This is a genomic window from Amycolatopsis pithecellobii (genome assembly GCF_009707865.1).
Lineage (GTDB): Bacteria > Actinomycetota > Actinomycetes > Mycobacteriales > Pseudonocardiaceae > Amycolatopsis_E > Amycolatopsis_E pithecellobii.
The window spans coordinates 51519-66489 of record NZ_WMBA01000045.1 but is presented as its reverse complement, the minus strand read 5'-3'; the positions used below and the strand labels follow the sequence as shown (position 1 = coordinate 66489).

Genomic DNA, 14971 nt, shown 5'->3' with positions numbered 1-14971 from the left:
AAGAGACAGGTCGTGCTGGGGGTGGGCGCGGCCGTCCTGCTCGCCGCGGTGCTCGCCGTTCGGCTGTCCACGCGCGTCGGGTTGCCGTCGCTGCTGATCTACCTCGGGCTCGGCGTGCTGCTCGGCGAAGCCGGGTTCGGCATCCGGTTCTCCGACGTGTCGCTGACCCAGTCGCTCGGGCTGGCCGCGCTCGTCGCGATCCTCACCGAAGGTGGCCTCACCACCCGATGGTCCTCGGTGAAACCCGCGCTGTGGCAAGGAATCGTACTGTCCACTGTGGCCGTCGGGTTCAGCGTCGCGATCTCCGGGGTGGCGCTGCACTGGTTGCTGGGGCTTGAGTGGCGCATGGCGCTGCTGTGGGGTGCGGTGCTGGCTTCCACCGACTCCGCCGCGGTGTTCTCGGTGCTCCGCGCGGTCGGGTTGCGCAAGCGGCTCGTCGGCGCGCTGGAACTCGAATCCGGGCTCAACGACGCCCCGGCGTACATCCTCGTCGTCGCCCTCGCCGAGGCCACCCAGGTGGACTGGACGTTGCCGCTGCTGATCGTCTACGAACTGCTCGCCGGTCTCGCGATCGGCGTGCTGCTGGGCTTTGGCGGGGCGTGGGCGTTGCGGCGGGCCGCGCTGCCGGCCACCGGGTTGTACCCGCTCGCGACCGTCGCGGTATGTGTCGTCGCGTACGCGTCCGGTCAGCTCGCGCATGCGTCGGGCCTGCTCGCCACCTACGTCGCGGCACTGGTGCTGGGCAATTCCCGGCTGCCGCACCGGTCGGACACGCTGTCGTTCGCCGAGGGCATGGGCTGGCTCGCGCAGATCGGGCTGTTCGTGTTGCTGGGCCTGTTCGCGTCGCCGGAACGGCTGCTGGACGCCGTCATCCCGGGCCTGGTCGCCGGCGCGGTGGTGCTGCTGATCGCACGGCCGCTGTCGGTGGTGCTGTCGCAGCTGCCGTTCAAGGTGCCATGGCGCGAACAGGTGTTCCTGTCGTGGGCGGGCCTGCGCGGTGCGGTGCCGATCGTGCTGGCGATGATCCCGCTCAGTCACGACGTCCCGGGCGCCCGGCAGCTGGTGGACGCGGTGTTCGTGCTGGTGATCGTGCTGACCCTGGTGCAGGGCACGACGCTGGGTCCGCTGGCGACGCGGCTGCACTTGGCCACGGAGACCGAACCGCAGGAGATCGAAGTCGACGCGGCGCCGCTGGACGAGCTGGACGCCGCGCTGCTTCAGGTGCGGATCCAGCCCGGTTCCCGGTTGCACGGCGTGTATCTGACGGAACTGCGGCTGCCCCCGGGCGCCTCGGTGAGCCTGGTGGTGCGCGCCGGGTCCAGCTTCACCCCGCAGCGCAACACCCGCTTGCAGGAAGGTGACCAGCTGCTGGTGGTCGCCACGGAAGGCGCGCTCGTCGCGGCGGAGCGACGGTTGCGGGCCGTCGATCGTGCGGGCCCGCTGGCCCGCTGGCGCGGCGAAACCGGTCGCTGATAAGGTTTGAACCGATGGTCATGAGTGCCAGCGCGTAGCCCCGGCTTGCTGGCCGGCAACCCTCCAACCGCGGTGGGGTGCCCCGGGTGAGGACCTGGCCCGTCGTGTGGTGCGGCGGGCAAGCGCGGGCCCCTCGCGGGTCCCAGGACCGCCGAGGAGGCGCCATGACACTCGCTCTCGAACCCGTCCAGACTTCCGTTCCCACGACGCTGAACACCCGCGTCCCGCTCGTCACCGGCGAAACCGTGGAGTACGCGAACCTCGATCACGCCGCGAGCGCGCCGTGTCTGGGTGCGGTGCGTGCCGCCGTCGACGAGTTCCTGCCGTGGTACGCGAGCGTGCACCGCGGCGCCGGGTTCGCCTCGCAAGTGTCCACAAAGGTCTATGAGCGCACCCGGGATGTGGTGCGCCGCTTCGTGGACGCCCGTCCCGCCGACACCGTGATCTTCACGCGCAACACCACGGACGCGCTGAACCTGCTGGCGCGCAGCGTGCCGCGGCACACGTCGGTGGTGCTCTTCGACACCGAGCACCACGCGGCGCTGCTGCCGTGGCGTGGCGCGAACGTGCGCCGCATCGAGACGCCCCGCAACCGGCTCGCCGCAGTGTCCGCTGTGGACAGTGCGCTCGCGGACTGCCCGCCGGGACCACGGCTGGTGGTACTGACCGGAGCGTCCAATGTGACCGGGGAACTGCTGCCGGTCGCCGAGATCGCGGCGGTCGCGAGGGAGCACGGCGCGCGGATCGCGCTCGACGCCGCCCAGCTGGCCCCGCATCGGGCGATCTCCTTGCGGCAGCTGGACGTGGACTACGTGGTGCTGTCCGGGCACAAGCTGTACGCCCCGTTCGGTGCGGGCGCGCTGATCGGGCGTTCCGACTGGCTGCGCGCCGCGCCGCCGTATCTCGCGGGCGGCGGGGCGACGAAGCTCGTCACGGCGCACGACGTGGTGTGGAACGCCGGGCCGGAGCGGCATGAAGCCGGTTCGCCCAACACCGTCGGCGTGTACGCGCTGGGCGTGGCCTGCGAGCAGCTGGCGGGGAACTGGGATGCCGTAGTGGCGCACGAACACGAGCTGCTGGCCCAGCTGCGCCGCGGCCTCGCGGACATTCCCGGGTTGTCCGAACTGCGGCTGTTCGACGACGACGGTGACCGCGTCGGCACGATCAGTTTCACCGTCGAGGGGCGTGAACCGGGCTGGGTTGCCGCCGTGCTGTCGGCCGAGTACGGCATCGGGGTCCGTGACGGCGCGTTCTGTGCGCACATCGCGACGTTCCGGCTGACCAGCGGCACGCAGGCACTGCGGGTGAGCCTGGGCCTCGGCACCACGGCCGAGCACATCGACCGGTTTCTGCTGGCACTGCGGCAGATCGTCGCGGACGGCGCACGCTGGACCTACGCGAAGCCCGATGGCAGCTGGGCCCCCGCGCCGGACCCTCGTCCACTGCCGGAATTCCTGGCCTGAGGGCGTCCGGCACAATGGCTTGGTGAGCACCGAACAGGGATCGCAGCCCGACGCGGAGCCGGTGGCACCGCCCCAGCGGCGGGTTGTGCTGCTCGCCTGCGTCGCGGTGGTGGCATTGGCGATCGACATCGTCAGCAAGATCGTGGTCGTGTCCACTTTGGAGGATCACGCGCCGGTGCGGATCCTGGGCGGGATCGTGTACCTGCAACTGATCCGCAACCCTGGTGCGGCCTTCTCCATGGCCACCGGGCTGACGTGGGTGTTCGCACTGGTCGCGATCGCGGTGGCCGGTGCGGTGATCTGGTTCGCCGGGCGGCTGCGCTCGGCCGGCTGGGCGGTCGGGCTCGGGCTGGTGCTGGCCGGCGCGGTGGGCAACCTCATCGACCGCATCTTCCGCGCGCCCGGGCCGCTGCAGGGACACGTCGTGGACTTCATTTCGGTGTTCGGCCCCAACGCCGAGTACTTCCCGGTGTTCAACATCGCCGACTCGTGCATCACCATCGGCGGGGTGCTGATCGTGCTGCTGAGCCTGCTCGGCATCGACTACGACGGCACCCGGCGGGGCCGCAAATGAGCACCCGGATGCTGCCTGTCCCGGACGGGCTCGACGGGATGCGGGTGGACGCCGGGCTGGCGAAACTCCTCGGGCTCTCCCGCACCGCGGTTGCGGAGCTCGCCGAGACCGGGGAGGTGCTGCTCGACGGCAGGCAGGTCGGCAAGTCGGAACGGCTCGCCGCCGGTGGGCTGCTCGAAGTGACGCTGCCGGACCCGGACCGCCCGGCCGAGATCATCGCCGAGCCGGTCCCCGGGTTGCGTGTGGTGCATGACGACGACGACATCGTGGTGGTGTCCAAACCGGTCGGGGTCGCGGTGCACCCGAGCCCGGGCTGGACCGGGCCGACGGTCGTCGGTGGGCTGGCCGCGGCCGGGTTGCGGATTTCGACGTCCGGTGCGGCCGAGCGGCAAGGCGTCGTGCACCGGCTCGACGCGGGCACCACGGGTGTGATGGTGGTGGCGAAAAGTGAGCACGCGTACACGGTGTTGAAACGGGCGTTCAAGGAACGCACGGTAGACAAGGGGTATCACGCCGTGGTGCAGGGCCACCCTGACCCGATGCGCGGCACCATCGACGCACCGATCGACCGGCATCCGCGGCATGACTACAAGTTCGCCGTCGTCGCCGGTGGACGGCCGAGCATCACGCATTACGAGGTGCTGGAGGCGTTCCGCGCGGCGTCGCTCGTCGACGTCAAGCTGGAAACCGGGCGCACGCACCAGATCCGCGTGCACTTCTCGGCGCTGCGTCATCCGTGCGCCGGGGACCTGACCTACGGCGCGGACCCGGTGCTGGCGCGGAAACTCGGGCTCACCCGGCAATGGCTGCACGCCAGGACCCTCGGCTTCGCACACCCGGCGGATGGACGCTGGGTCGAGTTCGAGGCCGAGTACCCGGACGATCTCGCGCATGCGCTGGACGTGCTACGCGCCGAGAGTTAGCCCGCTGACCGCTGAGACTCTCCGTGCCTACGCCTGGTGCCCGTCGTCGCCGGTCGCACGGGACGGCTGATCGCCCCGGGCCCACGACGCCGTCTGCGGCGGACCCCAGGTGCTGATCACCGGATCGACCGGCCGCGGCGGGGGACCGGGCGGGCGCGGCCGGGAACCGGTCAGCGCCGCACGCAGGCCGTTCGGGTCGCTCTCCACACCGACGAGCAGCGGCAGCCCGGTCCCGGACAGTGCGACCAGCCGGTACGCGACCTCGCGCGGGTCCATGCCGACCTTCGCCGCGAGCTCGTGCACCGCGACCTTGCCCACCTCGGCCAGCGCCGCGAGCAGTCGGGCGTCCACGGGATCGGTCACGGGCACGCCGGAAACGCTACCCGTTCACGTCGTGCGGGCGCCGGTTCGACGCGGTCGTCACGCCAAGTTCTAATGTGGCGGGATGACCGAGGTGACCAAGCTGGCCGATGAGTTCGTGGAAGCATTGTTCGACGCCGAGCCACTGTGGCCGGCGGTGCTGGGCATCGAGTCCGATCGCGACAGCGTCGGCGAACTCAGCGAGGTGGCCGAGGCCAAGCACCGCACGGTGCTGCGGGACTTCGTCAGCCGTGCGCTCGCGCTGAAACCCGAGACCAGCGAGGACCGCGCCACCCGCGATGTGCTGGTCAGCCAGGCGAAAAGCTACCTCGACCGGATCAGCTCGCACAGCGCCGAGTACACGATCACGGACATGTTCGTCGCGCCCGCGGCCGGGCTGCTGACCGTGTTGCCGATGGTCGGGATCGGCAACGACGCCCAGGCGGAGCAGCAGCTGCGGCGGCTCGCGTCGATCCCGCGGTATCTCGAGCAGGCCGCCGAACGGCACCGTAGCGGGATCAGCGCGGGGCGGGTGCCGGTCGAACATCTTGTCCGTGCCGCGATCGAGCACCTCGGCCGGTATCTCGCCGACCCGGCCGCTGATCCGCTGCTGCGCCGGCCCATGCCGGACGAGCGGTTCACCGCGCGGCGCGCCGAACTCGTCGAGAACACCGTGCGCCCGGCATTCGCCGCGTACCGGGATGTGCTGGAGAACGAGATCCTGGGGCACGGGCGGACCGTGGACAAGGCCGGCCTGTGCTGGTTGCCCGACGGGGAGCGGATGTACGCCGCGCTGGTGCGGTCGCACACCACGACCGAACGCGCGCCTGATGATCTGCACGAAACCGGGCTGCGGATCATCGACGAGCTGGCCGCCGAGTACGCCGAAGTCGGCTCGCGGGTGTTCGGCACCAGTGCGCTGCCGCAGATCTTCGAGCAGTTGCGCACCGGCAAGTCGTTGCGCTGGAACGACGCCGATGAGCTCCTCGATTCCGCTCGCGCGGCAATCTCTCGCGCGGAAGAAGCTGCCCCGCGGTGGTTCGGGCGGATCCCGCCGCACCCGTGGGTGGTCGAGGCCGTGCCCGCGGCCGAGGCGCCCGGCGCGCCCACCGCGTACTACCTGCAGCCCTCGGTCGACGGTTCGCGGCCGGGCACCTACTTCGCGAACACCCATCAGGTCACCGAGCGGTTCCGGCACACGGCCGAGGTGACCGCGTTCCACGAAGCCATTCCCGGTCACCACTTCCAGCTGTCCACCGCGCTGACGCTGACCGATCTGCCGTTGCTGCGCCGGATCGGCGACTTCAACGCCTATGCCGAAGGCTGGGGTCTCTACACCGAACGGCTCGCGCGGGAAATGGGGCTGTACTCCAGCGATCTCATGCTGCTGGGCATGCTCGCGATGGATTCGCTGCGCGCCGGGCGCCTCGTGGTCGACACCGGGTTGCACGCGAAGGGGTGGAGCCGCGAGCAGAGCGTGGCGTTCCTGCGGGAGCACACGCCGATGCCGCAGGTCGAGATCGACTCGGAGGTCGACCGGTACATCGCCTACCCCGGCCAGGCGCTGTCGTACATGGTGGGACGGCTGGAAATCCTGCGGATCCGGGAAAAGGCGAAGCAGGCGCTCGGTGACCGGTTCGACATCCGCGCTTTCCACGACGTCGTGCTCGGCGGTGGGGCGCTGCCGATGTCGGTGCTGGACGCCGTGGTCACCGAATGGATCGAAGCCGCGTGAGCGAGATCGACGAGATCGCCGACGATTTCGTGCGGATCTGGTTCGACCAGAATCCGCTGGTGCCTTCGCTGCTGGGGTTGCCGGGCGATCACGGGCGGCTGCCCGATTTCAGCGCCGACGCCGAACTGCGGTACCGCGCGACGTTCAGCGAGCTGGCCGACCATGCCGAGAACGCCGCGGGCGACGCGGTCACCCGCGGGGTGGTCGTGCAGCAGGCGCGCGCGGCCGCCGACCGGCTGGCCGCCGCGGAGGTGGAGTTCTCGGTCAGTGACACGCTGGCCGCGCCGGTGCTTTCGCTGCTGGTCGTGCTGCCGATGGTGTCGCTCGACGATGACGAGAAGACCGCGGGGTATCTTTCGCGACTGGCCTCGATTCCGTCCCTTGTGGACACTGTGATCGAGCGGCAAAGCGGTGCCGAACTGCCGGATTTCCTGGTACGGGCCGGGGTTGACTTCCTCGACCGGTACCTCGCCCATCCGGAACGGGATCCGCTGCGTCTCGTGGGACCATCCTTTGTGGACCGTCAGGAGGAGTTGCTCACCGATGTCGTGCGGCCCGCTTTCGCGCGGTACCGGGATTTCCTGAACGACGAGCTGGTGCCGCGGGCACTCGGTCCGCAGCAGCCGGGGCTGTGCTGGCAACCGGACGGGGAGCGGCGGTACGAACGGCTCATCCGGGTGCACACGACCACCGACCACAGTGCACGGGACCTGCACGAGACCGGGCTGCGGATGATCGACGCGCTGGCTGGGGAGTACCGGGAGCTGGGCTCGCGCGTGTTCGGCACCGGCGAGCTGCCGGAGATCTTCGAGCGGCTGCGGACGGACCCGGCCCTGCGCTGGGGCAGTGGTGAAGAGCTGCTCGACGGGGCGCGCTCGGCCATTCGCCGGGCGGAAGCCGTTGCGCCGCAATGGTTCCGCACCATCCCGCCGCAGGCGTGCGAGGTGCGCCCGGTGCCGCCCGGTGAGGCCGAGGGTGGCACGATCGCGTACTACAACCCGCCGGATTTCGCGGGCACCAGGCCGGGGGTGTACTACGCGAACACGGCGCAGGCAGGGGAACGCTTCCGGCATATGAGCGAGGCGATCGCGTTTCACGAAGCCGTGCCAGGGCACCATTTCCAGCTCTGCGGGGCGATGAACCTCGACGAGGTTCCCTTGCTGCGCAAGATCGCCGACATCAATTCCTATGTGGAGGGTTGGGGCCTCTACGCCGAGCGGCTCGCCGACGAGATGGGGCTGTATTCCAGCGACCTGTCGCGGTTCGGCCTGCTGACGCAGGATTCGATGCGGGCAGGCCGGCTTGTGGTCGACACCGGGTTGCACGCGCTGGGGTGGAGCCGGCAGCAGGCGGTGGACTACCTGCGCGAGCACACGCCGATGGCGCCGGTGGAGATCGAGCTGGAGATCGACCGTTACGCGGGGGTTCCCGGGCAGGCGCTGTCGTACATGGTGGGACGGCTGGAGATCCAGCGGGTGCGCGGGGAGGCCGAGCAGACGCTCGGGGCCGCGTTCGACGTCCGGGACTTCCACGATGCGGTGCTCGGGCATGGGATCCTGCCGCTGGCGGTGCTCGACGCGGTGGTGCGGGACTGGGTTGCGTCCGTGCGGTAGGGTGCGAGGTAAGCAAGCGCTCACCCGGGAGGCGGCACAGATGCGCATCGGAACGCACATTTCCTACGCCGGCGGCTTCGCCGAAAGCGTGGCCGACGTGGTCGAGCTGGAGAAGGTGGGGCTGGACATCGTGTCCGTGCCCGAGGCCTACTCGTTCGATGCGGTCAGTCAGCTCGGGTATCTGGCCGCGCGGACGGAGCGGGTCGAGCTTGCCTCGGGCATCTTGCAGCTCTACACCCGCACCCCGACCTTGACGGCGATGACCGCCGCGGGCCTGGACTTCGTGTCGGGCGGGCGGTTCTCGCTGGGCATCGGCGCGTCGGGACCGCAGGTCGTCGAGGGTTTTCACGGAGTGCGCTACGACGCGCCGCTGGGCCGGACCCGGGAGATCGTGGAGATCTGCCGGCAGGTGTGGCGGCGGGAGCGGGTCGTGCACGACGGCAAGCACTACCAGATCCCGTTGCCGGCCGAGAAGGGCACGGGGCTGGGGAAGCCGCTCAAGTTGATCAACCGCCCGGTGCGCGAACGGATCCCGATCATCCTTGCGTCGCTGGGGCCGAAGAATGTCGCGATGACGGCGGAGATCGCCGAGGGCTGGCAGCCGATCTTCTTCCACCCGGAGAAGGCGGCGAGTGTATGGGGCGAGCCGCTGGCCGAAGGCAGGGCGAAGCGCGATCCGTCGCTGGGTGAGCTCGATGTGATGGTCGGTGCGGCCGTCGCGATCGGTGATGACGTCAAGCACATGCTTGACTGGGTGCGACCGATGATCGCCCTGTATGTCGGTGGAATGGGCGCGCGGGACAAGAACTTCTACAACGAGCTGGCGTGCAAGTACGGCTACGAGGCCGAGGCGAAGCAGATCCAGGATCTGTACCTGGATGGGAAGAAGGACGAGGCGGCTGCCGCCGTGCCCACCGAGCTGGTGGAGGCGATTTCGCTGATCGGCCCGGCGAGTTATGTCAAGGAGCGGCTGGCCGCGTTCGCCGAGGCGGGGGTGACGACGTTGAACGCGTCGCTACTCGAGCCGGGCGTGCAGCGGCGGGTCGAGGTCGTGAGCCAGCTGCGGGAGCTGATGGACTGAGGTCAGGCGCGGTCCAGGTAGAGGAACTCGGAGACGCGGACGAGCCCCAGGATTTGGCGTGCCGGGAGCGGCATCACCTGACGCTTCTCGTCGTGCACGACGCGGGGATTGGTCAGTTTCACCAGTTTGCCGCGGGTTTCCAGCTCGCACCCGCCGGCGGCGAGGACATTGCGGACCCAGTCCGCGCCCGCGCCGTAGGTCAAGGCGACGACGTAGCCGGTGGGGGTGCCGAACACGTTGACCGGTGTCCGATACTCGCGGCCGGACTTGCGTCCGCGATGCACGACCTTGCCGAACCCCGGTGCCCAGCCGACGATCTTGCCCGCCACGCGATTGGTGGCGACCCGGTTGAAGCGGGCGAGCCTCTTGGAGAGAACCATGCTGTTCAGGATGCGCCTCTTGCCGCGAGAAATCAACACACGATGAATTAAATGGGCGGGTTTGACGTTCGCGGGAAATGCGGTAAGCCGGTGCCATGACGCAAGAACACGCGAAACACCGGTCCGAGGACGATGACGACCAGAAACTGGGCCCAGACTTCCCACGGTTGCGACACCCGGACCTGGATGTGGACAAAACGGATGAAGTCGAGGACGTACCGAACCGGGAGGACGTGCCTCCGCCCGGGGAACAGGTACCGGAGCCACCGGACTAGCCTCGAGGTCTTCGGCGAGTCCGGACGCCCTGCCCAAGCACGTGCAAGCCGCCGCAGGGCGGTGAAGGCAGGCGAACCCGAACCACCCGGCCCCGCGGATGAGCGGCGGCGGGGCGATTAAGGCCGAGCGTGCCCGACCCACGCACAATCCGCCGCCGTGCAACAAAAGCCGCCGAGGAGACCCAGCGCCCACTCCCACCCCGGACCAACACGAAGCCTCCGCAACGATCGGCGAAGTGGGGCGGGGGGTCCAACGAGGGCGCCCGCGCCCGGTCACCTCCGTGCGAAAGGAACCAGGGCATCGCGCGGAGCGCGACTCAAAAAGAGAGCCTCGCCGACGGGCTGGCTCCGGGATGACGGGCCCAACGGGACGTCACCTTGAGTGGGTGGTCGGGCTTTCAGCCCTTTTCAGGGGTGTGGTAGGGGTTTTGCTGGGCGCAGGCGTTCCGGGTTCCGGCGGGAGGGGGCGCGGCCTGCGGGCTGTTCCGGGGTGGGGCCTGGGGTGATGCTGGGAATGGACAGTGTCACCGGGTTGGTGCCGACGGTGCAGGGCATCCCGTGGTGGGTGAGTTCCACCGGCTTTCCTGACAGTAACCGGTATGTGGCGCGGTCGGCGTATATCTCAACGGAGAACCTGCTGTCCCGCACGCACATCCGAAATTCTAGTCTATCCAATGTGGACGGAATGCGTGGTGCGAAGGTGATCTCGCCGCTGTGATCGCGCATCCCGCCGAAGCCTGCGACGAAACCCAGCCACGCGCCGGCCAGTGACGCCATGTGTAGTCCATTTTGGACATTGTTGTGCACGTCGTGCAGGTCGGTGAGCGCCGCTTCGCCGAGATAGTCGTAGGCCAGTTGCAGGTGACCCACCTCGGCCGCGATCACGGCCTGCGTCGCCGCGGACAGGGACGAGTCGCGGACGGTACGCGCCTCATAGTAGGCGAAGTTCCGCGCCTTCTCCTCCGGGCTGAACGAATCGCCACACAAGTGTAAGGCCAGTACCAGATCGGCCTGTTTCACAACCTGCCGCCGGTACAGATCGAAGTACGGGTAGTGCAACAGTAGCGGATAATCGTCGAGCGGCGTGTGCGCGAAATCCCAGTCCAGGTGTTCGGTGAACCCTTCCGACTGCGGGTGGATGCCTCGCTCCGCGTCGTAAGGAACGTACATCCGGGCCGCGGCGTCGCGCCACCGTTCGATCTCCTGCTCGGTCACCTCCAGTGCGGCGGCGACATCCGGCAACCGGGTGCAGGAAGCGGCGGCTTCGTGCAGGTTCCGCCGCGCCATGAGATTGGTGTAGACATTGTTGTCCGCCACTGCGGAGTACTCGTCCGGCCCGGTCACCCCGTCGATCCGGAACCGGTTATGCGAGTCGAAATGCCCCAATGACATCCACAATCGCGCTGTCTCGGCGAGGATTTCCGTGCCACAAGAGCGTTCGAACTCTTCGTCATCCGTCGCGCCGAGGTACCGGATGACGGCGTCCGCGATATCGGCGCTGACATGGAATGCGGCCGTGCCGGCCGGCCAGTAGGCCGAGCATTCGGCACCGTTGATCGAGCGCCACGGGAAGGCCGCGCCCCGCAGCCCCAGCTGCGCCGCCCGTTCCCGTGCCTTGTCCAAAGTGGAATGCCGCCAGCGTAGTGCGTCCCGTGCGGCTTCGGGCATCGTGTACGTCAGCACCTGCAACACAAAAGACTCGGTGTCCCAGAAAGCGTGCCCGTCGTAACCGGGACCGGTGAGACCCTTGCCCGGGATGGCGCGGCTTTCCCCACGGGCCCCGGCCTGCAGGATGTGGAACAACGCGAACCTCGTCGCCTGTTGCAGTTCCGGGTCCCCGTCGACCTGGATGTCCGCGGTGGCCCAGAAATCGTCGAGGAACGCCTTCTGCTCGGCCAGTAACCCGTCCCATCCGGTCTGCACCGCCCCCGCGAGCGCGGCGTCGACCTGCGCCCGCAGCGCCGGAATCGACCGTTGCGCGGACCACCCGTAGGCGAGGAATTTCGTGAGCTGTAGGCGCTTTCCGTGCGGCACGTCCACGGCGACCGTCAGGCGCGCCAGGTCATCTTCCACGGCGATCGTGGTGCGCAGCCCGTCCGGCGATTCGATCAGGTGGTCCATACCAGCGGCCATCCGCAGCCCGGACCGTCGCGTCTGGTGCACCAGCACGGCGCGGTAGTCCTCGGCGAAGGAGAACTCGCTGGCCAGCGGACTCTGCAACGCGGCGGCCACCCGTGGGTCGCTCGTGTCCGACACGATGGGCTCGTTCGCGAGCAGGTCCGACTGCAACACCAGTTGCGTGTCACCGTCGAGCGGTTCGACCTCGTACCTGATCGCCACCACGGCGCGCTGCGTGAACGAAACGAGGCGCTGTGTGCGCACCAGCACGCGACGGCCGGTGGGGGAGACCCATTCGGTATTGCGGGTGAGCGTGCCGGTGCGGAAATCGAGGGTGCGATCGTGTGCCGTGGCGGTGCCGTACCGCATGTCGAACGGCTCGTCTTCGACCAGGAGCCGGATGATCTTGCCGTCGGTCACGTTCACCACGGTCTGGCCCGCTTCGGGATACCCGTAACCCGCCTCGGCATAGGGCAGTTCGTGTTCCTCGTAGAAGCCGTTGAGGTAGGTCCCCGGCAGCCCGCGCGGTTCGCCTTCCTCCAGCGTGCCGCGGATCCCGATGTGCCCATTGCCCAGTGCGAACGTGGATTCGGTGCGCCGCAACTGATCGACGGCGAGCCCGCGCCAGCGCAGGCGCCATGGGTCCGTTTCGTACCCCCGGGTTTGGTCGCTCATGCCTTGGCCCCCAACAGGTCCGCGAGGTCGTCCACCACGACGTCGGCGCCGTGCGCTCGCAGTTCGTCCGCCTGGTCGGCGCGGTTCACCCCTACCACGTAACCGAAACTACCGGCTCGGCCGGCTTCGACGCCCGCCAAAGCGTCCTCGAACACAGCGGCCCGTGCGGGCTCGACACCCAATGCCTTGGCGCCGGCGAGAAAAGAGTCCGGTGCGGGCTTGCCGCGCAGGCCGTCGCGCCGGATCACCAAGCCGTCGATACGGGCCCGGACGAACCGGGTCAGGTTCGCTGCCTCCAGTACCGCGGCGCCGTTCGCGGATGACGTGACGACCGCGATCGCGATGCCCGCCTTCTCGGCTTCTTCGAGGTATCGCACGGAACCCGGGTACGGATCCACCCCGCGCTCGTCGATGATGTGCAGCACCAGTGCGTTCTTCCGGTTCCCGACACCGTTGACCGTGGCCCGGCCCGGCGGGTCGTCCGGATCGCCTTCCGGCAGGGTGATGCCGCGCGAGGCGAGGAACTCCCGCACGCCGTCGGCACGCGGGCGGCCGTCCACATGCTGGATGTAGTCGGCATCGGTGAAAGGCCGGAAACCGTCCCCGTCGCGCTCGCGCAGAAAGGCGTCGAACGTCTGTTTCCATGCTTCCCGGTGCAGCGCGGCGGTACCGGTCAGCACACCGTCGAGGTCGAACAGGCACGCGGAGATGCCTTCGGGTAGCCCGATCATGCTTCGCACCGTACCCGCCGTGGCACGCTACGGCACCGTGCCGGGATGTGGCCTTACGTGGTGGATCAGTTCGTGCACGGTGGCGTCGGCGAGCCGGTAACGCACGATGCGGCCGGTGCGATGCCCGGTCACCAGCCCGTGCGCGCGCAGCAGCCGCAGCGCCTGTGACACGGCGGTGTCGGTCATCCCGGCCACCGCCGCGAGATCGGTCACCGCGATCTCACCCGCGTAATGGATGCACACCAGCAGTGTCAGCCGGGACGGGTCGGCCAGCACCGAGAACCGTTCCGCCCACTGCTGTACGACCGCCCGGTCACCGAGGCCGTCGAGCGCGGCCGCGACCGCACCCGGGTCGATCACCCGCTGTTCCGGCTCGTCAGGCATACCTCATGATCTCATCACCGTGTTTGCCCGCTGCGGTCGCCTGACCTGGTGAACCGCGCCGCCTGAGCTGGCCTGGCGAGGGGCGGGCCGGGCAGGCTGCCTCATGTGGACGAGGGACGACGCCTCCGCATTTTCCTGAGCCGTTGCGAGGAACATCACGTGGACGAACAGGACGCGGCGCGTGCGCTGGCCGCCGCCCGGTTCGACGTCCGCACCGGCCGGGTCGCCGGCCGCGACCCGTTCCGGCTGGCCTGGCGGCGGCTGCGCCAGGCGCAGGCGCGACCGTCCACTTGACGTCCGAAGTGGACGGTCGGGCCGGCACGGTCGGCGGCCACCCGCCGTGGTTTTCTATGGGGCATGACGGCACAGATACTGGACGGTCGTGCGGTGGCCGCGAAGCTGCTCGATGCGGTGCGCGCGGAAGTCGCCGGACTCGGGCGGAAGCCGGTGCTCGCCACGATTCTCGTCGGCGACGATCCGGCCTCGCACACGTATGTCCGGATGAAGGCCAACCGGTGCGCGAAAGTCGGCATGGAGTCCCGGCGGATCGAACTCGGCGCGGACACCACCACCGGTGAGCTGGTGGCACGAATCCGGGACCTGTCCGAGGATCCGGACGTGGACGGCATCCTGCTGCAGCATCCCGTGCCGGGCCAGATCGACGAACGCGCCGCCTTCGAGGCGATCGACCCGGCGAAGGACGTCGACGGGGTGACCCGGACGTCGTTCGCGAAGATGGCGTTCGAGGAGGGCGGTTTCGCCTCCGCCACTCCCGGCGGAATCATGGCGCTGCTGGACGCCTACGAGATTCCGTTGTCCGGCAAGCATGCGGTGGTGGTGGGCCGAAGCCCGATCCTCGGCAAACCGGCCGGAATGCTGTTGCTGGCCCGGAACGCGACGGTCACCTACTGTCATTCCCGGACCACGAACCTGGCCGCCATGGTGTCCGAAGCGGACGTGCTTGTTGCCGCGGTCGGCCGGCCCGGTCTGGTCCGCGGTGACTGGATCAAGCCCGGCGCGGTGGTCGTCGACGCCGGTTACGCCGACAACAAGGGTGACGTGGAGTACGAGGCCGCCGCGGACCGCGCGTCGTACATCACCCCCGTACCTGGCGGGGTCGGCCCGATGACCATCGCCGTCCTGCTTGCCCAGACTGTGCGCGCGGCGCGGGAGAACCGACCGTGAG

Annotated in this window: 14 protein-coding genes, 1 pseudogene and 1 riboswitch; of the genes and pseudogenes, 10 read left to right on the top strand and 5 right to left on the bottom strand. The window is 69.1% G+C overall.

What is annotated here, in order from left to right; all coding sequences use genetic code 11:
• The first annotated feature begins 12 nt into the window (after positions 1-12).
• The 4 genes from GKO32_RS25320 to GKO32_RS25305 all read left to right on the top strand — a co-directional run bounded on the left by GKO32_RS25320 (position 13) and on the right by GKO32_RS25305 (position 4433).
• Complete coding sequence (locus GKO32_RS25320; RefSeq protein ID WP_312868524.1) at positions 13-1473, top strand: potassium/proton antiporter; 1461 nt, start codon at positions 13-15, stop codon at positions 1471-1473.
• A 16-nt stretch (positions 1474-1489) separates the two neighbouring features.
• Positions 1490-1604, top strand: a riboswitch (SAM riboswitch).
• A 33-nt stretch (positions 1605-1637) separates the two neighbouring features.
• On the top strand, positions 1638-2936 hold the full coding sequence (locus GKO32_RS25315) for an aminotransferase class V-fold PLP-dependent enzyme (protein WP_154759403.1): 1299 nt from the start codon (positions 1638-1640) through the stop codon (positions 2934-2936).
• A 22-nt stretch (positions 2937-2958) separates the two neighbouring features.
• Positions 2959-3510 (top strand): signal peptidase II, encoded by a 552-nt coding sequence (lspA, locus tag GKO32_RS25310; protein WP_312868523.1) that lies wholly within the window; start codon positions 2959-2961, stop codon positions 3508-3510.
• Positions 3507-4433: an RluA family pseudouridine synthase gene (locus GKO32_RS25305; protein WP_154759401.1), complete on the top strand. Its 927-nt coding sequence runs from the start codon at positions 3507-3509 to the stop codon at positions 4431-4433. Before lspA ends, GKO32_RS25305 begins: the two co-directional genes overlap by 4 nt.
• A gap of 54 nt (positions 4434-4487) precedes the next feature.
• Here the strand turns inward: GKO32_RS25305 and GKO32_RS25300 are convergent.
• Positions 4488-4802 (bottom strand): annotated as a pseudogene (locus GKO32_RS25300) (Lrp/AsnC family transcriptional regulator); the annotation flags it as partial.
• Between the two features lie 76 nt (positions 4803-4878).
• On the opposite strand from GKO32_RS25300, the gene GKO32_RS25295 reads away from it, so the two are divergent.
• From GKO32_RS25295 to GKO32_RS25285, 3 genes are read left to right on the top strand one after another with little or no spacing between them, the layout of a single operon-like run.
• Positions 4879-6528 (top strand): DUF885 domain-containing protein, encoded by a 1650-nt coding sequence (locus GKO32_RS25295; protein ID WP_154759400.1) that lies wholly within the window; start codon positions 4879-4881, stop codon positions 6526-6528.
• Positions 6525-8141 (top strand): DUF885 domain-containing protein, encoded by a 1617-nt coding sequence (locus GKO32_RS25290; protein WP_312868522.1) that lies wholly within the window; start codon positions 6525-6527, stop codon positions 8139-8141. Before GKO32_RS25295 ends, GKO32_RS25290 begins: the two co-directional genes overlap by 4 nt.
• Positions 8142-8181: 40 nt before the next feature.
• The gene (locus tag GKO32_RS25285) at positions 8182-9222 is read left to right on the top strand and encodes an LLM class F420-dependent oxidoreductase (protein ID WP_154759398.1); all 1041 of its coding nucleotides are present in this window, start codon (positions 8182-8184) and stop codon (positions 9220-9222) included.
• A 2-nt stretch (positions 9223-9224) separates the two neighbouring features.
• Here GKO32_RS25285 and GKO32_RS25280 read toward each other — a convergent pair whose 3' ends face one another.
• Positions 9225-9602: a nitroreductase family deazaflavin-dependent oxidoreductase gene (locus tag GKO32_RS25280; RefSeq protein WP_154759397.1), complete on the bottom strand. Its 378-nt coding sequence runs from the start codon at positions 9600-9602 to the stop codon at positions 9225-9227.
• 95 nt (positions 9603-9697) lie between these two features.
• Between GKO32_RS25280 and GKO32_RS25275 the strand changes: the two genes are divergently transcribed.
• A complete protein-coding gene (locus tag GKO32_RS25275; protein ID WP_154759396.1) occupies positions 9698-9877 on the top strand; it encodes a hypothetical protein in 180 nt (59 codons plus the stop codon).
• 408 nt (positions 9878-10285) lie between these two features.
• Here GKO32_RS25275 and GKO32_RS25270 read toward each other — a convergent pair whose 3' ends face one another.
• From GKO32_RS25270 to GKO32_RS25260, 3 genes are read right to left on the bottom strand one after another with little or no spacing between them, the layout of a single operon-like run.
• A complete protein-coding gene (locus tag GKO32_RS25270) occupies positions 10286-12670 on the bottom strand; it encodes a glycoside hydrolase family 65 protein (protein WP_154759395.1) in 2385 nt (794 codons plus the stop codon).
• Positions 12667-13401 (bottom strand): HAD family hydrolase, encoded by a 735-nt coding sequence (locus GKO32_RS25265; RefSeq protein ID WP_154759394.1) that lies wholly within the window; start codon positions 13399-13401, stop codon positions 12667-12669. Before GKO32_RS25265 ends, GKO32_RS25270 begins: the two co-directional genes overlap by 4 nt.
• A 27-nt stretch (positions 13402-13428) precedes the next feature.
• Complete coding sequence (locus tag GKO32_RS25260) at positions 13429-13785, bottom strand: ArsR/SmtB family transcription factor (protein WP_154759393.1); 357 nt, start codon at positions 13783-13785, stop codon at positions 13429-13431.
• A gap of 159 nt (positions 13786-13944) precedes the next feature.
• Between GKO32_RS25260 and GKO32_RS39955 the strand changes: the two genes are divergently transcribed.
• Both GKO32_RS39955 and GKO32_RS25255 read left to right on the top strand, forming a co-directional pair.
• The gene (locus GKO32_RS39955) at positions 13945-14079 is read left to right on the top strand and encodes a hypothetical protein (RefSeq protein WP_281354008.1); all 135 of its coding nucleotides are present in this window, start codon (positions 13945-13947) and stop codon (positions 14077-14079) included.
• Positions 14080-14142: 63 nt separating this feature from the next.
• Positions 14143-14970, top strand: a complete 828-nt coding sequence (locus GKO32_RS25255) for a bifunctional 5,10-methylenetetrahydrofolate dehydrogenase/5,10-methenyltetrahydrofolate cyclohydrolase (protein ID WP_154759392.1) — start codon at positions 14143-14145, stop codon at positions 14968-14970.
• The last annotated feature ends 1 nt before the right edge of the window (position 14971 follow it).